At 34.8% G+C, this 20,958-nt stretch carries 17 protein-coding genes; 6 read left to right on the forward strand and 11 right to left on the reverse strand.

Translation table 11 applies throughout. The features are described 5' to 3' along the window. Nucleotides 1–8: 8 nt before the first annotated feature. The 8 genes from DF185_RS10885 to DF185_RS10920 all read right to left on the reverse strand — a co-directional run bounded on the left by DF185_RS10885 (nucleotide 9) and on the right by DF185_RS10920 (nucleotide 10,257). Nucleotides 9–3,077, reverse strand: coding sequence for an ATP-binding cassette domain-containing protein (locus DF185_RS10885; protein ID WP_110360778.1), 3,069 nt, complete (start codon nucleotides 3,075–3,077; stop codon nucleotides 9–11). 551 nt (nucleotides 3,078–3,628) lie between these two features. Beyond that, the gene (locus DF185_RS10890) at nucleotides 3,629–4,063 is read right to left on the reverse strand and encodes an SRPBCC family protein (protein WP_110360779.1); all 435 of its coding nucleotides are present in this window, start codon (nucleotides 4,061–4,063) and stop codon (nucleotides 3,629–3,631) included. 15 nt (nucleotides 4,064–4,078) lie between these two features. Further along, a complete protein-coding gene (locus DF185_RS10895; protein ID WP_110360780.1) occupies nucleotides 4,079–6,157 on the reverse strand; it encodes a M48 family metalloprotease in 2,079 nt (692 codons plus the stop codon). A 101-nt stretch (nucleotides 6,158–6,258) separates the two neighbouring features. After that, nucleotides 6,259–6,753, reverse strand: coding sequence for a hypothetical protein (locus tag DF185_RS10900; RefSeq protein WP_110360781.1), 495 nt, complete (start codon nucleotides 6,751–6,753; stop codon nucleotides 6,259–6,261). 20 nt (nucleotides 6,754–6,773) lie between these two features. Continuing rightward, entirely contained in the window at nucleotides 6,774–7,208 is a 435-nt protein-coding gene (locus DF185_RS10905) for a hypothetical protein (protein WP_110360782.1), read from the reverse strand. A gap of 80 nt (nucleotides 7,209–7,288) precedes the next feature. Further along, nucleotides 7,289–7,939, reverse strand: a complete 651-nt coding sequence (locus DF185_RS10910) for a hypothetical protein (protein WP_110360783.1) — start codon at nucleotides 7,937–7,939, stop codon at nucleotides 7,289–7,291. Nucleotides 7,940–8,164: 225 nt separating this feature from the next. After that, nucleotides 8,165–8,551 (reverse strand): hypothetical protein, encoded by a 387-nt coding sequence (locus tag DF185_RS10915; RefSeq protein ID WP_133250019.1) that lies wholly within the window; start codon nucleotides 8,549–8,551, stop codon nucleotides 8,165–8,167. Between the two features lie 959 nt (nucleotides 8,552–9,510). Continuing rightward, nucleotides 9,511–10,257, reverse strand: a complete 747-nt coding sequence (locus DF185_RS10920; protein ID WP_110360785.1) for a hypothetical protein — start codon at nucleotides 10,255–10,257, stop codon at nucleotides 9,511–9,513. Nucleotides 10,258–10,635: 378 nt separating this feature from the next. On the opposite strand from DF185_RS10920, the gene bamJ reads away from it, so the two are divergent. The 3 genes from bamJ to DF185_RS10935 all read left to right on the forward strand — a co-directional run bounded on the left by bamJ (nucleotide 10,636) and on the right by DF185_RS10935 (nucleotide 14,418). Further along, nucleotides 10,636–11,457 carry a BamJ family beta-barrel-assembly machinery protein gene (gene bamJ / locus DF185_RS10925; protein ID WP_110360786.1) on the forward strand — a complete coding sequence of 274 codons (822 nt, stop codon included), beginning with the start codon at nucleotides 10,636–10,638 and terminating at the stop codon, nucleotides 11,455–11,457. 719 nt (nucleotides 11,458–12,176) lie between these two features. Beyond that, complete coding sequence (locus DF185_RS10930; protein WP_110360787.1) at nucleotides 12,177–12,566, forward strand: BlaI/MecI/CopY family transcriptional regulator; 390 nt, start codon at nucleotides 12,177–12,179, stop codon at nucleotides 12,564–12,566. Between the two features lies 1 nt (nucleotide 12,567). Continuing rightward, the gene (locus DF185_RS10935) at nucleotides 12,568–14,418 is read left to right on the forward strand and encodes a carboxypeptidase-like regulatory domain-containing protein (RefSeq protein ID WP_110360788.1); all 1,851 of its coding nucleotides are present in this window, start codon (nucleotides 12,568–12,570) and stop codon (nucleotides 14,416–14,418) included. 99 nt (nucleotides 14,419–14,517) lie between these two features. Here the strand turns inward: DF185_RS10935 and DF185_RS10940 are convergent, their stop codons facing one another. Beyond that, on the reverse strand, nucleotides 14,518–14,838 hold the full coding sequence (locus tag DF185_RS10940) for a thioredoxin family protein (RefSeq protein WP_165836011.1): 321 nt from the start codon (nucleotides 14,836–14,838) through the stop codon (nucleotides 14,518–14,520). Between the two features lie 170 nt (nucleotides 14,839–15,008). Between DF185_RS10940 and DF185_RS10945 the strand changes: the two genes are divergently transcribed. Then, nucleotides 15,009–15,572: a DNA-3-methyladenine glycosylase I gene (locus tag DF185_RS10945; protein ID WP_110360790.1), complete on the forward strand. Its 564-nt coding sequence runs from the start codon at nucleotides 15,009–15,011 to the stop codon at nucleotides 15,570–15,572. 66 nt (nucleotides 15,573–15,638) lie between these two features. Here DF185_RS10945 and DF185_RS10950 read toward each other — a convergent pair whose 3' ends face one another. Further along, the gene (locus DF185_RS10950) at nucleotides 15,639–17,627 is read right to left on the reverse strand and encodes a M56 family metallopeptidase (RefSeq protein WP_110360791.1); all 1,989 of its coding nucleotides are present in this window, start codon (nucleotides 17,625–17,627) and stop codon (nucleotides 15,639–15,641) included. Nucleotides 17,628–17,629: 2 nt separating this feature from the next. Next, complete coding sequence (locus DF185_RS10955; RefSeq protein ID WP_110360792.1) at nucleotides 17,630–18,001, reverse strand: BlaI/MecI/CopY family transcriptional regulator; 372 nt, start codon at nucleotides 17,999–18,001, stop codon at nucleotides 17,630–17,632. A 155-nt stretch (nucleotides 18,002–18,156) separates the two neighbouring features. Here DF185_RS10955 and DF185_RS10960 point away from each other — a divergent pair, with 155 nt between their 5' ends. Continuing rightward, nucleotides 18,157–18,606, forward strand: coding sequence for a hypothetical protein (locus tag DF185_RS10960; RefSeq protein ID WP_133250020.1), 450 nt, complete (start codon nucleotides 18,157–18,159; stop codon nucleotides 18,604–18,606). 273 nt (nucleotides 18,607–18,879) lie between these two features. Further along, on the forward strand, nucleotides 18,880–20,661 hold the full coding sequence (locus DF185_RS10965; protein ID WP_110360794.1) for a BamA/TamA family outer membrane protein: 1,782 nt from the start codon (nucleotides 18,880–18,882) through the stop codon (nucleotides 20,659–20,661). Nucleotides 20,662–20,958 lie beyond the last annotated feature (297 nt).

Raw genomic sequence — 20,958 nt, forward strand, 5'->3', positions numbered from 1 at the left:
ATATTTCATTATTTCTGACGTTTTCTTCTAATTCGGATATCTCCTTCAGGCAATATGGTCACCCATAAAATTTCAATCAGAAGTAGGAATCTACGAAGCACATCAAAGTACAATGAGAAATAGAAAATGATACTTGTTAACCAAATTATTGTCACATTGAACCAAAAGGTATCAATCAAATAGTTGCCTATTCGCTTTTGCGAGGCAAATAAGTGAGCTCGTCCATTCTGACTAATAGGAGTCTGAAAAATAGGATCTTTCAGTTGAATAAATTCGTCTTCGTATCTTATCAGCTTATTAATTTCTCTTCTGTTCGTTACAATTTGCTCAATAGCTTCGTTGTGATGGGTATTTTTGTAATCAAGGATTTTCTGTCTGTCACCAAGCTCATCAATAATCTCTTCATAAACCTGGTCCCTATGCTTCGATTGTTCTTTGTATTCCTTCCAGCCAGCCTGCTTTACATGCTCAAGCCAAATTTGCACTCTTTCCGATGAATCCCGCAAAACTTGCTTCGACACTTCCAAATCTGCTGGAAAGGTATAAATATCAGAAAGCTTCAACAGTTCATTTTTAAATACTCTATAATGTCTGTCGTTATTTTCTTTCAACCATGACTTATAACTCTGTTGCATGGCAGGAATCAAGAAGGATGAACGAAAAGATGATTCACTCATTGCTTTCTCATATGGAAAAAACTGCTTCTCAAATTGATTATTCTTAAACTGTTCAACCACCAAAGCCTCATAAGCCCATCGCGAAGTCATTAAATCACCAACAATTGGAACATACTTTTGTGTTGTAATGGCAGGATGCAATTTATTAAAGCTTACAATTACTCCTGAGAACAACAATTGTGGAACCAAAATAAAAGGTATCGATACATAAACAGCCACAACAGTATTCAATCCTGCCGAAAGGTTTAAACCGATTAAATTGGCACATGCCGAAGCTGTATACAAGATTAACCAATACTCCCAGGTTAAACCTTTAATTTCCAAAATATAGGTGGCAAGGACAACAAAAAGAAAACTCTGTATTGCCGAAATGATCAACATGATAATAACCTTGGAGTTCAGGTAGCTCGATCGACTCAAATTCAGAAACTTCTCACGCTTCATCATTCTCCGATCGTGAAGAATTTCTTCTGCAGAAATAATCAATCCAAGGAATAAGGCAACAACAACTGCCATGAAAATAAAAGAGGGAATATTTTCATTCTTGGCAAATATATAATCCAGATGATGAGACTCAGAACCACTAATGTACTTGGTAAAATATCCCAAGATAATGGCTAAAAGTGGTGCCTCCAACAAGGTAATCAGCATGTACTGCCTATTACTCAGTTTGGCTTTAAAATCTCTTGATAGGTAAATTTTCAATTGCTCCCATCGCTTTGGAATACTAAAAAAATTCTTGGGAATCAGCTTTTTTCTGCCAGGTTTATGTACCCTGTTTTTCTTCTCAATATTCTCCTTATAGAGTTCATACCAATCATCAGAACTTCTTTTGCGCTTACGAATTTGCTTGCCATATTCGTTCATCATTCTGGCTTCAACAATTCGCAAAATCTGTTCAGAGTTAACGTTACCGCAGGTTAGGCATTCACTTTCATCTGCTTTTACGTAATGCGATTGGGTTTTAAAGTAAACAACGGCATCAATAGGATTCCCAAAGTAAATTACCTTCCCTCCCTGATCCATCATGATTAGCTTATCCAAAAGCTTAAAAATATCAGACGACGGTTGATGAATGTTACAAATCACCAACTTGCCTTTTAAAACCTGACGTTTTAGAAGAAGCATTACCTTTTCAGAATCCATGCTCGATAAACCTGAAGTAGGTTCATCAACGAAAAGCACCGAAGGTTCACGCATTAATTCCAATGCGATATTTAAACGCTTTCTTTGCCCTCCACTTAAAACTTTATTAATCGGGTCACCAACCTTTAAATCTCTAGCTTCTACCAAATCAAAATCCTCAATGGTTTTGTCAATGATTTCCTCTATTTTCTCATCCGAAGTGCCATCGAAACAAAGTTTGGCATTAAAATACAAGTTTTCATAAACGGTAAGCTCTTCAACCAATAAGTCATCCTGAGGAACATATCCAATCACACCTTCGAGTTTATCTTTATCCAGGTGAAGATCATAACCATTGATATAGATATTTCCCTGACGCAGGGATAAGTTTCCATTTAGTACATTTAGCAAAGTTGATTTTCCGGTACCGCTGCCCCCCATTACTCCTACCAATTGTCCGGAATTCATTTCCAAGCTTACCGGATGAATCCCATTATTAGAACCAGGGAACTTAAATTCTATATTTTTTGCAATAAACTGAAGATCGGATAAGTTTTTCTTCTCGATAAAAATGGAAGAAATCTGTGAATAATAGATCGGATCAATTCTAGGACTTCGAACAACAGAACCATACGATAGAATATAAGCCCTATCCACTTTAATATTGTGTCCATTCAAGAAAAGGTTATACTCTCCAAAATATTTCATCAGGAAGGTATTGGTACTTTCCAAATGCAGAACAAAAATCCGCCCTCGAAGCTTTTCACTGAAAATGTGCTTCACAACCTCATGCGACCATTCCTCATTATTGTCAATTAAAAGGAGATGCTCGTTAAAGGGAATAGACAATTCATCGCCAATCAGAAATTGACGACCTAATTCGAACTCTTTTTTAGGAATATTAAAGGTCTTCGAAACGGTTTTTACCAAATCCAATTCATCGTGGCCCGTGTATTCTGTTTCATCTATAAATTCGAGCAGTTGAAGCATGATCCAAACCTTCTGCTCCTGCTCTACTTCTTCTACTAGTTTTTCACAAACATCTTTTACCTGAGGATGCTTATTTACAAAGCAAACCTCTCCCGTTTCATCACAATGAGAATCTTTTAAGTATCGCTCAAAATCCTGTAGATATTTCTTGGTCCACTCCTTGCTAAACTGTTTCTGAAGCCATACCTCCACAACATCTCTCGCTGCTGTTTCAAATCCCAACTTTTGCTCATCAACAATAATGGCAAAAAGTCTCATTAAGGCTTTCAGTAATGATTCATTCATAGTCTAGGTTTGGAATTGATTTGGTTTTGACAAGGCCTAATTTAGATAAATAAAATGAGCTATGGAAACTCCTGTTTTAAAGAGAAATTTAGCATTGTCTTAAGTAATCATTTAAAACTCTAAGTTTCAATGAAAAAAAAATTTTTATTTAATAATTTCTCGAATTCCCCACAAATAAAGACTTTCAGCTCCCTTATTAACCACTATATCTTTGAAGATCAAACCTCTTTAAGGTTTTTTAACACTTATTCTCAGGTCTTAACCAATTCTTGCCATACCTTTGTAATGTACTACAATAGATAGTATTTTCATAGATTAAAGATTTAGGTTAGTAATTAGTGGTTAGAGAGAATCCCGGACGCCCGTTCGGGATTTTTCTTTGTTATATGGTATCAAACAATAACATTATAATTACTTAACATCAGCTTAATGCATTTCGCTCTAAGCGATCATATATTTGTATTGTAAAAAGCCTTAAACGTTTTTTTCATAGATTAGATTTAGGTTACATTTAGTGGTTAGATTGAAATCCGGGTGGGGACCCGGATTTTTTATTCCTCCAAATACTCCTTTAACCTCTGGTTGATAAAATATCTCCAGCCACCTTCACAACTCTCTCTTCTGAATTCAGGAACATCATCTGAGAAGGTATCTATTCCACTTGCTGTAACTCTTATTTTGCAACCTTCGGTTTCTTCGAACAGTTCATAACTTACCATGGCAATTCCATCGTATCCCTCGTATTCCCATTGGCAAACCAATTTCTCGAATGGAATAACTTTGGTAATTTTCCACAAATGCATAAACTCTCTTTCACCAGCATCCACATTAAACTGGGTTTTAAAACCAACTTCGGCCTTATGATCCGGCATTTCAGCAAAAAACCATTGTCTCATTTCAATTGGATCGGTAATGGCTTTCCAAACTTGTTCTTTGCTTTTAGTAAAGATTTGTTCTGTTACTACTGGGCTTTTATCTTTTTGCATGGTACTAATGTTTATTTAATAGACTTCTTTTTGCATCACCCCACTCACTTGCAACAAATTCGCTTGATGATCGAGTAGCTCTTTCTTAGTAAAAAAATACCCCCTGGTAATCAAATACACATAAGCATGAATTGAATTAAAGAGCATATCCAAATTGTCATCAATATAATTCTCTTCTCTAAAATACTGCCAATCCTTTGAAATATACCTTTCGAAATTTGCCTTCATTTCTGAGTCTATTTCTTCCGTGTATAATGGATCATTAAGTAAATCTTGAATTTCAGTTTTAAAGTCAAGCTCTAACCTGTGCATTCGTCTAAAATTCTCCCTTATCTGATCGAAAGGTGTTACAACATTCATAAATTGAACCGCTTCAGTTATTCTGGCATATACATCAAACTTCCTATTGTGTTCTTTATCAAACTTAAAGTAATTGATATAAAGATTTTTAATTGCACTTGGAAGATCTAATGATTTCTCTAAATTGAAGAAGTATTTATAGATTTCAATATCGTTTTCTTTTATTTGTTTGTGTAATGCTTGTTTTTCCTGCTCTAACTTTTCTACTAATTCTTTCCCTTTTTTACGAGTATACTTTATTCCATCATAATCGAATGATTTATTAGGAATGGTTTTATTTATGATTTGTTTAATCACCTCTATATCATTTTCAAGGGCATAAAACCTATAAATTAAATCTCGTTTTTCAGCATTAAACAGCTCTTCAAACAAAACATTCTCTCCCTCTCCAATAGATTCTACTTCAAAACATTCAGGATTTTTAGAGTCATAATATCCATTGTATATTTCGGCAAAGGTATTCTTAGAAAAATCTTCTACGAATGAATTACTGAAGTCGGAAAGTGATAAGCTAGTAGGAGTATCTTTGAATTGTATATCAGCAAATATCTTTTCTGTTATTACTCTTTGTGTATTTTCGTAATCCTTTAATATATCAACAGCAGGAGTTTTATCAGTATCTTTCATACTAAGCTTAGTAAGCCTTAATCGTTCAATCCTATCTTCCACACTAGGATGAGAAGCCCACTGGTCCTTTATTACCAATTTAGACTTGTTGAATTTATTTAAATCTTCCACTTCAATCTCTGGAAACTCTTCAGTAATCTTAATATTATCATCTTTTGCAATAAAATTCATTACAAAAAACTGTTCCTTAAAAATATTCGAACTGCGTAAATTCTCATCATATTTTTGCTGATAGAAATTCATTACTGTATTTAATGAATGATCGGCAAGAGAAAAACGCAACAAGGAACTTTTTAACGGCTCATAACCCGTAACATTTGCAGCAATTTCATCAGCATGAAACTCCATCTCTCTCGAAAGTCCCATATAACTTTTATTAACCACATTGTATAACTTTCGAAGCACCCATTGAATCCCTTTATTTATTGTGGCTGCTATTACCACAAAAACCGAAAAATAACCACTTACATTGGCCCAGGTTTCAATCAATCGATCATACGATTCATTATCGAACAACATATTAAAAATAACCTGGTTCACATTGTAAACATAGCTCCCAACCTTCATAGTTCTTTGAGAAAAATGACCAAACTCGTGTGAAAGAATTGCCTTTAATTCTTGTTTTGTTACGGTATTCATTAAACCCATCCCAATTTGTAAATTCTTTCGAACTGGTAAAAACATACTCCAAAAACTTGAATTATAAAACACTGATGCATTTACATCTGCTGATAAAAACACTTTCTTGGGAAATTTTGTATCTACCTCTGTAACTATTTCCTCAATCAAATTAAATAATTCCGGCTCATCACTTTTCTTTATTTCATTCAAATGAGTCATATCAACCTTATGCGACTTAAACATGAACTTTACAAGAAAAATCAGAATCAAAAAACCTAAACTAGCCAATCCTACACCCAATGCCAATGTGATAAACTTTGGTATTGTAATAATTAACATTACGCCGCCAAACACACACAATGCTGTAATGCCCAAAGCAAGCACTAATAATATAAAATAGGTGATTGTAAAAAAGGCAATTGAAAGAATTGCTTTGGTAGTTTGAGATTTAAATTCTTTGGATAGTTTCACTTGGTTTTTTATCATTTCTTATGGATTTTATATATGGGTTATTCAATTTTTACACCTAACTCACAAGCAATTCTTCAAATTCTGCCAATAAGTTTTTTAATTTTTTTGTTCTGTTTTTAATTTAAAACATTCTCAATCATCCACATTAAATTTCCTTTAAAATAGAACATTATCAAGGCAATTGAGAAACCAATAGCTAAAGCAATTCCATTTAATTTCACCTGTTTGGTTGTCGATGCTATATGATATCTTTTTTGCATTACACTTAAGTTGATCAACACAAATAGGATTACAGGTAATGCTAATACCCAAAAAGTAATCGATAAAAGCGGAATTGTTCTGTAAAACAACATCAATGATGGCAGTATTAGCATCAACACAAAACCTATTGGTTTACGTATGAATAAACCAGCTATTGCAAGCACACAAACAATGGGATCAAAAAATAAGTTAGATCTCAAAATGATCATTGGATGTTCAATTAAATATTTCACCGAATAAAAAGCTCGCACATAATCTACCTGTTCATAAATTCCCACTCCCAATTTCAGTAATAGAAGAATTAATACCAGCGTAACAATTAAATTTTCTATAATTTTTGTTCTATCCATCTCAAAAACCTCTGTTATCTCTACTCAGTGACATTTATATTGGCGCGATAATGATCAACCTCTTCATTTTTTCTCACATATTCATCAACAGCCAGATACAAAATACTATTCAATAGAATAAAAAACATTGTACTTGTAAATCCCAAATGCATGCTCAACCAGGTAGATGCTCCAAAGCTATGAGCAATAAGTGCAAAAAGTAAAAATACCCTTGAGAATTTCCTTGGCAGATGGTATCCTAAAAGCACAATCAAAATCAACCAAATGCCTGATATTACAAACAATCCCGAAACATGATGCTTCATGAACAAAGCGCCTATGGGATTTCCCTCGTTAGCAATGCTTAAGTTTCCTTGCCAATATTCTTTTGGCTGATAAACTGTGGTAATAAAAATATCGAACACACTGGCCCAAAGGGCTGGTATTAATGGTAATAATTTTGTTTTGTTTGTCATTTTTTGTTATTTGGTCATGAGATCTAGATCATCTTTCTAATTCTCTTTTACATTGTTAATGCACGAGCTACAAACTCGCTTTATTCGCTTCCATAAATTCGATTAAAATCCTCAAACATTTTAACTATATCGCGTCTCTTGTAGGTTTTGTCTTGAATGCGATCTGCTATTTTCGGATAATTTTTAAATACGGCCAAAGCTGCCTTCTTAAAGCTTTTTCCAATTCCTCCGCCATCAGTCAAAAAGAAAGTAACAAAGTCTTTGTTCTCATTGCAGATGTAAAATCGTTCCACCGGTGCACCTGCGGTTCCACCCATAGCCGTTCCCGATGAATTCATTCGTGGCGCACCTGCAGAAACTTCGCTATACAATGCCATTTTGCCTTCAACAAGTAATCGCAACAATTTGGGTTTTGTTGTATACCTTTTCTTTTTAATCATTTTGTAATGAAAAGTGTAAAAATCCTTGTTGTAAAGGGTAAAACTCCCAAGTAAAATTACATCCTTCCTTTTGGTCAGCGTGGTGTTTATTTTCAAGCCTTTCAGAGTTCGAAAATTATAAATTACTGGTTCGCTTTCCTTATCCTTTCTGAACTTTACAGTTTGGTCTGCTTTCATTCTGGCCAGACCTTTCAATACTTCACCATTTCTAAGATAAAGTGTTGCTTGTTTTTGCTGAGCCAAGACATTGCAAGTGGTTAATAGGGCAATTAGTAGTAATAGGTTTCTCATTAATCAGTAGTTATGTGTTTTATTTTTTTGCGATTATCCTTAGCTGCCGCAAGTCTGAGACTTGTGGCTACCAAGTATTATTAATTTCTTTGTCCTTTATTATATAATGCAAAATTTATGCTCTCTTAAATATATTTTTACATTGTGCCATTATTACCACAAGTCGCAGACTTGCGGTAGTTAAAGCTAGCAATGCAAATTCGCACCAACTAGGACAATTATTACTTATTCCGGCAGTTCTTCCCACCCATACAAAGGAACTGTTAAGTATTTTTTCTTCACAGGCTTGTAAAGAAGAATTTCACTAAAACTAAAGTCACCTCTTAATGTTTTTACATAGTATTTATGACCAACAAATTCATCTCTATATTTCTCGATAGGCTTAATGCCTTTTAGCTTTGCACCATTTATATAGTAATAATATGATATAAACGGCGTAGAGCGAATCGGATCGCTTATTTCATAGATATAACCAATTGTATAAACTCCTTCATGTTCCAACTTATTTAGCTTATATTTTCTTAATAATGGCTTATATATCAGAATTACTATAATTGAGACTATAATAATTGTAGTATAAACCACATTTAATATTTTATCATTATACTTCATTGCGTACCTTAATTTACTGAACAACAGCATCAGTGAATGATAGAAGAATTAATTCATCACAGAATAGAACCTGAGGCCAACTATTGCAAATCTCTGACTTGTGGCAAATACCAAATACATTATCATTAAGTTGTTGAATAAGCCCTAAATTTAACAATTCCCATTCATCCTATCTTTATCATTTTATGAAACTTTTGCTAGAATTATTATAAATAAGTAGCTTATTGTGTTAATACAATAGTCTTCTTGTTGATATTCTAGTTGAATGAGTTATGGATTTTGCTTTTTGAGTACCAACTTTTAACTTCTGAGTAATCTTTTTTCCAATTTGAGTTAGGATTTTACCTTTCTGAGTTTAATCTTTCCTAATATGAGTTAACTCAGACACCAATTTTGGTAACTCCGATGGGTAGTTTGGCTACTCCGATAGGTATCTTGGCTACTCAGACGGGGTAACAGCTTACTCAAATGGGTATTTTAGCTACTCAGACGGGGTATTTGTTAACTCAGACGGGTATTGGGGCTACTCAAAAGGGTATTTTGCTTACTCAGAAGAGGAATTGAGCTACTCAGATGCTATTTTCTTAACTCCGATCGGTAAATACTGGGCTACAGAGGATTTTAATTAACTAAATATTAGACCACTTCAATTTTTTAGAAATTATTTACAATAAAAGAAGGATCATTCAATGCAATATATGCGACGGTGCGCTGCACCTTTTTTCATAAGCAAATACTAAAGCTATAAAGACTACGCAGCTCTGCTGCTTCAGTAAATTTAAAGTCCTAACCAATACTTTTGTCTTGTGAAAGGTGCATCGCACCGAAGTATTTGTAGGATGTAATCAATGTGATAAATCAAGGTACAGCGTACCGCGGTATTTAAGTTTTAAATAGAAATTTTGCAAAAAAAGAGTCCCGTTTATCAACAGGACTCTAATCATGATACTAATCATTTTTTAATTTACCGGCTCTTCGCTAGCTTCCTTCTTGTAAGCATCATTTCGCTTTTTCCAATACTTACTCTGGTAGCGCTTCAGCCTCTTTTCATCTTTTCTGAAAAGATATTTGCCTGCTGCGCGTAACTCATCCAGCCCTTCTTTAAGATAGGTGTATGATTTATCGCGTAACAATTTGGCTTCGCTACCACTTAAACGATTTTCGTTGGCAATGGCCAGTGCGTTAGAGGCATCAACACCCAACTTCTCCAAATCATCCAATTTGGTTAGGTCGTAGTTAATGGCTTGCAATGGTTCAGGATGCTTTCTTCCCAACACAACCAAATCGCTGATGTCTTGCAAAGTATCGGCATGCGTACTTCCATCGTCAATATCCGAAATGGCATCCATTACATTGTCAACGTTTCGATAGGCATACTTAAAAGTATGAATGGTATCAAACTTTGCCTCGGTGGCCTGCTCTCTTAAAGCTGCCCAATCTTCCTCGGCATTGTTGGCACAATGGTTTTCTTCCAACCATAACGACTCAGCTTCCTGGCATGCACCTGCTCTTTGCTCCAAATTATCCGTTTTTTCCGACGTATAATTAATGGTAGCCAAAGCCTCGGCATCAACACGTGCACATCTTACCGTGTCGTGTGTTTCACGAACCAAAACGTTTACAGGAACGGTAATTGCAATCACCCTATCGTTAGGAATTGCCGAAATTGTTGGCTTTAGTACTTCCAAAGCCTTTTCTTCGTCCATTTTATAACAAATTAAAGTTTTAAATAAAATTTGGGTAGTAACTTCTGTGTAAAGAAGTAATAAGAGGGTAGTCTGTGTGCAATATTGTCCGCAGGCAATATTGCTAGCGCGCTTAAGACTAATGATTAAAAAATTTTACTTACAACTATTGATTTACAATAGTATAATTAAAGCTAAGCATTTTAATTAACACCATAATGTTAAAAAATCTTAAAATAATATTCTCACACAAAGAGCCTTGTAAATGAATTTTTAAATTTTCCCTCAAAATTGTAAATTCGCTTCGCCTGTAATAAATGAGTATTTATTATTGATTTACTGATCGAGTTACAGGCGAGTAAAAATTCAAGTTTTAACCCCTAAATAAAATTTATACACATGAAAAGAAGTAGTATTATTCTTGCTCTCTTGGCTGTTATTGTAATTTTTAGTGCATGTAACAAAGTACCTCGCTCGGGTAAATTAAAGTTTAAAAACAGTGTGGATAGTGTAAGCTATGCATTGGGTTATATCGAAGCAAATAACTACAAGAAAAGTTTCGAACGTATGCCTTTCCAAATGGATACTGCCGCTATGGTAGCATTTGCCAAAGCTGTTGCCAAAACAAAACTATCGGAAAGATATGTTGAGTTTAGAAAAAATCAGTTTGAAGACTTAAACGAGGATGTTTTCTACAAAGGCTTTCTAAACGAGTTGGCATATGGTAAATCATACTTCTCAGAAATGAGTGCAGATATCTATTTAAGAAAGATTTTTGAAAAGCAAAAGGCCCAAAAAGATTCTCTTAAAAAAGAAGAAGGAATAGCCAACCTGGCCAAAGGGAAAAAGTTCTTGGAAGAAAATAAAGCTCGCGAAGGAGTTATTGAAACCGAAAGCGGATTGCAATACGAAATTATTAAAGAAGGTACGGGTAAAGTTGCCCAGTTAACCGATCGTGTTAAATGTGTTTATCATGGTACTTTAATTGATGGTACTGTTTTCGATAGCTCGAAAGAGCGAGGCGACACTACTGCTTTTGGTGTAAATCGTGTAATTAAAGGTTGGACTGAAGCATTACAGTTAATGCCTGAAGGATCGGAATGGAGATTGTACATTCCAGGTGATTTGGCTTACGGCGAAAGAGGTAGCCAAAAAATTGGTCCGAACGAAACTTTAATTTTCGATATCAACTTGGTTGAGGTAGTTGAGAAGAAAAAATAAGATTTACGATTATAGATATTGATAAAGGGATGCCGGTTGGTGTCCCTTTTTTAATTATTAATTAGCAATGTGTAATGAATAATTGTTTTGATTTGAATCGCCTCTTCCCCTTCCATTCTAAACACATACTTCAACGGTTGAACTATTCTAACCTTTCTACTATTCCCTTTCAGGTAGCTGAGCGGAGTCGAAGCTCTACTTTTCACGATTCTTTCAAGCCACTGGCTAAAGCCAAGTGACAAATGAAAAGAAAGTACCTAATTAGACGTTTTGACAATTCGACTGTTGGTCTTTACCCGTCGCGAGAAACCCAAAAGATATAATAAAGAACCAAGTCGCGACAATTAAGCTAATCATCATTACCCAGGGTGACATTCGTTTCACTCATTTACCCTGGGCTACAAATATTTTGCTCCTACAGAGCAAGCCTAAATTCATTATCAAATATAAAATACTCCTAAGTTAGACTTTTCGACTTCTCTACTATTCCCTTTTAGGTAGCTGAGCGGAGTCGAAGCTCCACTTTTACTATTCTTTCAAGCCACTGGCTAATGCCAAGTGACAGCGGAAAAGAAAGCAACTCATTGAACGGTTTAACTACTCGACTATTAGACCGTTTGACTTTTTCTTACTACTAAAATAGAACTTTTACTATAAAAATAGTAGGATTTAAAAATCATTCTACTATATTTGTAGTAGAATTATAATCGAAATTGTATATGGATATCAAATCACTTACCAAAGCAGAAGAGCAAATCATGCAGATTTTATGGCAGTTACACGATGGAACTGTGAAAGAAGTAATCGAAAACTTTAAAGATTCTAAACCTGCATATACAACTGTGGCAACCGTATTAAGTGTGTTAGAAAAGAAAGGATTTGTAAAACACCGCAAAGTGGGAAACACAAAATTGTTTACCCCCATGGTAAGTAAAACTGATTATACCAAAGTACAATTCTCGTCGCTCTTACGTAATTACTTTAATGGTTCGTTTCCGAAAATGGCAAGCTTTTTTGCCCGTGAAAACGATTTGGACATCTCCGACTTGGAAAATATCATGAAACAAGCCGAAGAAGAAATGAAGCAAGACAACAACAAAAACGAATAGTATGAATGTTTATTTTGACTTTCTGATAAAAGCATCGGTCAGCATAGGCATCATGTATGCTCTGTACTGGTTGTTGCTCCGCAATTTAACCCACTTTAAAGCCAATCGATATTTTCTACTGGCAAGTGTGGTTTTGGCGATAATTTGTGCTGCATTTCCACTTAAATATGAAGTATTAATGCAAGCACCTGCTGCAGTAAAAGGTTCTGAGTTTGCAGATCAGTTTCAGCGCAACATTAGCAATACCAATATGGTACAGGAGGAAAGCTTTCAATTCGGAATTTGGGACTTTCTGTTAAGTGCCTACACATTGGGCTTTGTTTTGGTTTTGCTCCGCCTGATTATTCAATCGTGGAAACCTGTACAGATTATTCTGCAAACCAATCCTAAAAAAATAGACGATTACCTGTTGCATGAGAATACGGTTTACAAAATGCCATTCTCATTCTTTAACAGGATTTTAATTCATCCTGAATATTTTAAACAAAACGAGATAAATGACATTTTAACTCATGAAAAAGTGCACATTCAAGAGCGTCATTGGATCGATTTGTTCATTATAGAGCTGTTAACAGTGTTTTTTTGGTTCAACCCATTTATATGGTTGTTTGAACGCGCAATTAAACAAAACCATGAATACCTGGCCGACAAAGGTGTATTATCCCGGGGCCAATCACCTGTCAGGTATCAGGCTATATTAATTAACCAGCTAATGGGCACAAAAGTAATTGGCTTAGCCAATCACTTGAATTTTGCCCTCGGCCCAACCCGATTTAAAATGATGACGAAAGAAAAATGTTCGAAACGAAAATTGTACCGAATGATTTGGCTTCTGCCTGTATTGGCACTATTGATGTACTCGTTTGCTCAACCTGAATACAAGGTGCAAGAAGAAGAAATGGTTGCTATCACAACAAATTCTCACGTGATATTAAAAGGTAATGTTAAAGATAACAAAGGGAATGCTATTCAAGGTGTATCCATTATCTTAAGAGGCTCTAAAACTGGAACAATCACTGACCAGAAAGGCAATTATAAGTTGGAATTACCTAATGAAGGTGAATTTGGATTGATTGCCATGCATCCGGCTTATGAAATGGTAAGTAATACCATTAATTTAAACTCAACAAATGGAGCCAATTGGAAACATGATTTTATTCTGAAAGCTGTTAGTTCGAAAGAAAAACAAAAAGCAATTAAAGTTTCTGGTACCGTAAAAGATGTGAATGGAAATCCAATGCCGGGAACTTCTGTAGTATTAAAAGGTAGTACTTTAGGAACGGTTGCCGACAGACAAGGGAAATATGAAATTGAAGTACCTGCAGGATCCAAAGTTGCATTCGTAGCTTCTTTTGTTGGCTACCAAACGCATGCAACCAGAGCTACTCTTCCAGAAAACAATAAGCCTATGGAGGTAAATTTCATTATGAAACGTGAAGTGATTGAAATTAACGCAAAAGAGTTGAAAAAAGCAGGTGAAATGCTTCCTCCTCCACCGCCACCACCAGCTCCTGAAGCTCCGGATAGTTCTGACGAAACTGTTTTTTATATTGTAGAGGAAATGCCTGAATATCCACAAGGATTTTATGGACTTGCGCAACATGTAAAAAAACAATCTGCGAATATCAAGGAGAAATTTTTCTTCGAAAATAAAAAATTAGAAGGTAGTGCTACGGTTGGCTTCACCGTTTCTCCAAAGGGAAATGTGAGCAATGTTCAGATTTTGCAAAAATCAAATAAAGTGGCTGCCGAAGCAGCAAAAATAATTGCTTCTAAAATGAAGGATTGGAAACCTGGTTCTCAGCGTGGTAAAAAAGTAGCTGTTGATTTTGCAATGTCACTAGAGTTCTAAACAAAAAACAATTTCGATATTATTCTAAAAAAGTGCTGTTATACACGATTTGCTAAGTGTAAACAGCACTTTTTATATCGTTCCGATTAGAATTCACCATTATGCCTTTATTAAGCTCTCCAACTTGTCTACCAATGTTGATTCGGGTACTACGCCAACCGATTTATCCAAAATTTCGGAATTCTTCACAAAAAATAATGCAGGGATACTTCCAATTTGATACTTGGTTCTTAAGTCGGGAAACTTATGCACATCCAACTTATGAAACTCTACTTTTCCTTCGTAGTCTCCTGCCAGCTTTTCTACAATTGGCATTAGTGCCTGACATGGTGGACAAGTATCGGCGTAAAAATCTATGAATATCGCATGCTCCTCTTTCAATAAATTCTCTAATTCCTTTGCATTTTCTATTGCTTTCATCATTTCAATCTTAAATGTTACTAATCCTATAAGTCTGTGTACAAATATGCTAAAACTTTACCCTTCGTTCATTGTTGATTATTCCCGAAGGCTTATCAATTTTTCCCTTACGCCTAATTTGATCCTTAAAATCTCTTTCTATCTTTAGCTAATTCTTAAAATTAACAGAAATGGAAAAAATAAGATGCGAATGGGCAGGTAACGATCCTCTATACTGCGATTACCACGATAATGAGTGGGGAGTGCCACTTCATGATGATCAGATGTTATTTGAGTTTTTGATTTTGGAAGGTGCACAGGCGGGTTTAAGTTGGATTACGGTACTTCGAAAACGAGAAAACTATCGCAAGGCTTTTGATAATTTCGATCCGAATATTGTGGCCAATTACGACCAAGAAAAAGTGGATGAATTGCTTCAAAATGAAGGCATCATTAGAAATAAACTGAAAATAAATTCGGCCATTAAAAATGCCAAAGCTTTTCTTAAAGTTCAAGCAGAATTCGGTAGTTTCGACAAATACATTTGGAGCTTTACAGGTGGTAAAACCATTAAAAATGCATGGAAAAACCTATCTGAAGTTCCTGCTCTTACAGATGAAGCAACTGCTATGAGCAAAGATCTAAAAAAGCGAGGTTTCAATTTTGTTGGACCAACCATTTGCTATGCTTTTATGCAAGCAACAGGCATGGTTAATGATCACACAACAGATTGTTTTAAATACAATGCGAAATAAAAAATGCCTTTGCTTATACAAAGGCATTCATTGCTGAATTAAAGATTCAAACTTGAGTTTGATATGCTATTCACTCTTCACTTTTTCTATATGGATTGAAGGATCATTTCCCTTCCCTAATTTAAAGTTAATAGGAACTGTATAAAGTACATTAACAGGTTTACCATCTTTTGTTCCAGGTTCCCATTGAGGCATTAAATTCACAACTCGAATTGCTTCTTTGTCCAATGAAGGATCAACACCTCTTACGATTTTAGGATCACTCACCTTTCCATCCTTATTCACAATAAAAGAAACAAATACTCTTCCCTGAATTCCATTGTCCTGAGCCACTTTAGGATAAACAAGAGTTCTTGCAAGAAACTTTTGAACCTCTAAATGACCTCCCGGAAACTTAGGCATATCATCAACCATATTATAAGCTTTCTTTCCATTGATAATTACTGTTTCATCTTTCTTTTTAATTTCAAGAGCTTCTTTTTTTTCATTTCCCATACCAAAATTTACAGGCACGGTATAGGCAACCTTAACTATTACTCCATTTTGCTTTCCTGGAGTCCAATCCGGCATAGATTTAATTACCCTAATAGCCTCTTTATCCAGCGATGGATCTACACTTCGGACAACTTTAGGTTTATCAATTTTTCCATCTTTTGTAATTATAAACGTCACAAACACACGACCTTTAATCCCATTTTCTTTGGCAACTTTAGGATATACAATTGATTTATTTATGAACTTCTGTATTGCTGCATATCCTCCCGGAAACTGAGGCATATCTTCAACCATCACAAAAACATCATCAGGATTAAACGTACTCTTTTTTGCCTTTTCATTAGAACTCCAGTCATTTCCCTCAGACGGCAGTACTTTTCCTTTTTGTGATTTCATTTTAATTTTTAAAAAGTAATTATTCTCTTTATTACCATTTAAAATAAAATCTTCAACAGCCATTTTCCGGGTTTCCAAACCAATAAATGAAATCGTTATATTAGCATCTTTCTCAACTTGCAATTCAAATTTACCGTAGACATTAGTAACAGTTCCAGCCTTTGATCCTTCCACAAGAATTGTTACACCTGGCAGCTCTTTTTCATCTTCGGCAATCACAAGTCCAGAAATTTTAACCACATCTTTTTCTTGAATTTCCACAATTTCAATATCCTGAGCTTGTACTTTAACAGCTTTCATATTAAAAACCAATACAGCAGCTATAACCGGAATCATAAGTAATAATTTATAGCGCCTTATTTTTGGACCTTTTTCTTTTGACATCATAATCATTCTTTTTTTGTTTATGGAGTGATTAAAGTTGTTGGCTAAACCAACCACTTCTGCTCCCATTAATTGGTTAATCAAAATTGCCTGATACTGTCCGATGCTGAAACCGCGCGCTATTACTCCGTCATCAGCCAATAATTCATGCGTTTGTTTTATTGCGATTTGAAAAAGCCATACAAATGGATTAAACCAAAATACTATGCTTAAAATTTCCACCAAAAGCAGATCGATCCAGTGCTTTTGAAGTGCATGAACTTTTTCGTGTATAAATATATTTCTCAACTCTTCATTTTCGAACTCTTCCCTGTTGATCACAACATATCCAAAGAAGCTAAATGCAGGTATTTGCTCATCAAGTAGTATTACCTTACAGTTATCCCTCTCAATAAACTCCTTTCCTTCAATCATAATCCATATTTGCCATACCTTTATGCTGCTTCTTATAAATAGCACCAAGGAAACGCTTAAGTAGATTCCGAATAAAATCTGAGGAATACTAAATAGACTATTATTTTCTGGCATTGCCTCTGGCATTGATCCTGCCATCCAATCTCCAACAGATAGACCTGATAAAACATCTACTGGTGATGCTTCAACTAGTACAGTATATGGTATTCTTACAAGAGGTAGAAAAACTGCAAGAACCATACTCGCCATTAGAAACCACCTGATTTCGTTAAAAAACCTTTCGTTTCTTAATAGCAGGAAATACAAGACATAAAAAACTGCCAGAATTCCCGAGGCCTGCACTAAATAATTGAAGAATTCATTCATATCTATTTCTCCTTCTCAATTTGTTCTTTCGCGATCTTTATCATTTCTTCCAATTCCTGAATGCTTAGTTTATTGTCTTTTGCAAAAAAGGATGCCATTCGGGAAAATGAGCCATTAAAATAGTTTTTCACCAAAGCTCCTGCTTTAAAGCCTGAATAATCTTCTTTCGAAATTTTAACCGCGAACAAATGTGATTTTCCTGCAGGGATTTTATCCGCAAAGCCCTTCTTCTCAAGCGCATTCATAACTGTTGCAACAGTCGTATATGCCGGCTTTGGATCAGGAAAATTGGAAACCACTTCTCTAACATTGGCTTCTTTTAATTCCCATAATATCTGCATCACTTGCTCTTCGGCTTTGGTCAACTCCTTCATCTTAACATTTACTTTTAGATTAATCTACTACAAACTTAGTACTAAATTTTTAGTAGACAAATTTATTTACTAAAAATTTAGTAGATAACTATATTTTTAAATTGCAAGAGTTGATAAATGCAAGCTATTTTGCTAACTATGCAAAAAATTTGAGCATGGAAACCTTTGAATTATCTAAAGAATCATACACCCTTTGGGATCGAATTAGAAAAGAATTATCACTATTGGTTCTACTTGTGATTATACTTCTATTTTTTGTAGGATTTAAGTTTGTATACTTCACTGCTATAATTGTAATGTATTCACTCTTATTATTGCTTAAACGCAATAGAATTGTTACATCCGTATCTTTTGATGACCAAAATAAAGAGCTACATATACAGTATTACTATTTCATTTTTGCTAGAGGAAAAGAAAGGATTCCATACCCCAAACTAAATTATAAATTGAGTATGAAACGATTTGGTTTTGGTGCTGCAACCCAAACTCTGGAAATATTCAAAGGAAAAATTCTATCAGCAGAACTCAGAAAAGATGGAAAATGGAGTTGGCCAGAGGAAAAAACAAATGCCATCTGCGAAAAACTATCAACAATTCAGAATTAAATCTGGATTAATATCTTTTAAGGTATAATTCTTGATAGATCCTCCGATAAAATCTCAATTTATTTATCTTTGATAATAGAGTGTAAACATCGAAAATAAAATACTATTCAAAGTTCAACAACATATTGTTTATTAATAGCTATCATATTGGGCTATTTTTCTTCTGCAAATGCACAGCAGAACGCTCCAAAAGACACCCTCTTAAACCCCACTAAAAATATCTTCTTACCAGATAGTACGATAATCATTTCGCGCGATACTATCGTGTTTTTAATGGATACCGTTAAGGAACAAAAAAAGGGATCGAATAAAAGTGGAAGTAAATTCTATCATGCAATACAACGAGGAGCTTATAAACGCAAGTTTACTAAAGAGCTTTACAAGTTATTCTTTGTAGCTCCTGATAAAATATCTCCAACCGATACCATAAAAACAGAACGTAGTGAAACTGCTTTTATCATTTACCAGGGCAAAACAATCAGAAACATTGAGGTAAGAGTACTTGAACCCTTTGGTTCTAGCCTACACGATACTACAAAAGTTGCTAACAGCTGGATTGAAAGAGCAGGTAACGACCTACATCACACCAGTAGACGTGGACACTTAAGAAAAATGCTCCATATAGATAAAGGAGATAAACTAGATGCTTATACACTTGCTGACAACGAGAGATTAATAAGGCAACTAAACTATATTAAAGATGCATTTTTTCGTGTTATACCTGTAAAAGGTTCAAATAAGTTTGTTGATTTACAACTGTGGGTAAAAGATCAATTTTCATGGGGGGTTGATGTAGATCTTGGTTCTAAATTATCTACCGAATTCGAAATTTACAGCCGAAACCTATATGGCATTGGCCATGAGTTCAGCAATAAATTCCATTACGACCGTGATGAAGATCAAAAGTTTGGTTATTCAGGTAGGTATACAGTTCGCAATATAAAAAGAAGCTTTATTGACGCCAGTTTAATCTACGAAAACACGTATGAAAAATCGGTAATCGGAATTGATTTTGAAAGAGACTTTGAAACCTATAACACCAAAAGAGCTGGTGGTTTCAGCCTATCAAAAACGATGAGATCGGATAAAATCATGGATGACGATCCAATTCGAAACGAAATGCCACTGGATTTTAACTATGGGAACCTTTGGTATGGAACTTCGGTAAAACTTGACTCCAAAAATCTATTTGCAAGACGAAAAATGTACTTTACGGGAAGAGTAGCCAGTAGAAAGTTTTTTGAAAGGCCAGAAACTGGTCCTGAGTTGAATCAATTCTTCCACAATAACATCTTGTACCTAGGAGGGGTAAGTATCAGTCAAACTCAATATTACAAAAGTAACCTAATCTATAATTTTGGTAGAACAGAGGATATACCTTATGGATTTTTGGCTCAAATGAATTTTGGATACGAAGATCGTGAATACTCACACCGCTTGTATTTGGGTTTTGATTTTCAGAACGCAAGCTATCTTCGCAAATCAAGAAGTTATCTTTTTAATCGTATAGCCATTGGAGGATTCTTCAACGCAAAAAGATTTGAACAAGGAACCTTGATTGCCCAGTCAAAATTCTTCAGTCGAATTCGAAAATTGGGAGCATTACGTTTCCGTAATTTTGGAGACTTAAAATATACTTTGGGAATCCGAAGATTTCCTGAAGAATTTATTACTCTCAATAACAAACACGGTATTCGTGGATTTAAAAGTGAAGAGGTTACAGGAAAGCAGAAACTGAGTCTAAATACTGAAAGTGTAGTCTTTACACCATACATGTTAGGTGGTTTTAAATTTGCCTTTTATACTTTTGGCGATGCTGGAATTATTGGTAGTAATCAGAAACACATTTTTAAAGGTGATTATTACTACGGATTGGGTTTTGGTGTGCGATTACACAATGAAAACCTTGTATTCAAAACAATCCAGTTGCGTTTGGCTTTTTATCCCAAAGCACCAAGTGATTTTCAATCTGTAGCATTCCGTTTATCAGGTGAAGAAAGGCCTAGATTCAACGACTTTAAGGTAGGACAACCTGATGTTGTTCAATATGAATAATTCGTTTTAACATGAACTTTTCATCTTAAAAGCTGACAATTCAATATTGATATTTAGGGTTTTAATATTATAAGATGATATTTTTATATCGCAAGCTGAGCTCTCAACGTTGAAAGTTGATAGTTTAATATCGTGAGCTAAAGTTTCAACCTTGATAGTTGATATTTTAATGTTGTGAGATGAAGTTTCGATGTTTTTTGTTGTGTTTTTATACAAAAAAATGATCGTTATAAATGAAAAGCCGAGCTTTCAATATAAAAACCTCAGCTGCGAATATTGAATGCTCAGTTTTCAACA

This window comes from Marinifilum breve (genome assembly GCF_003202155.1).
In the GTDB taxonomy this organism is placed as follows: domain Bacteria; phylum Bacteroidota; class Bacteroidia; order Bacteroidales; family Marinifilaceae; genus Marinifilum; species Marinifilum breve.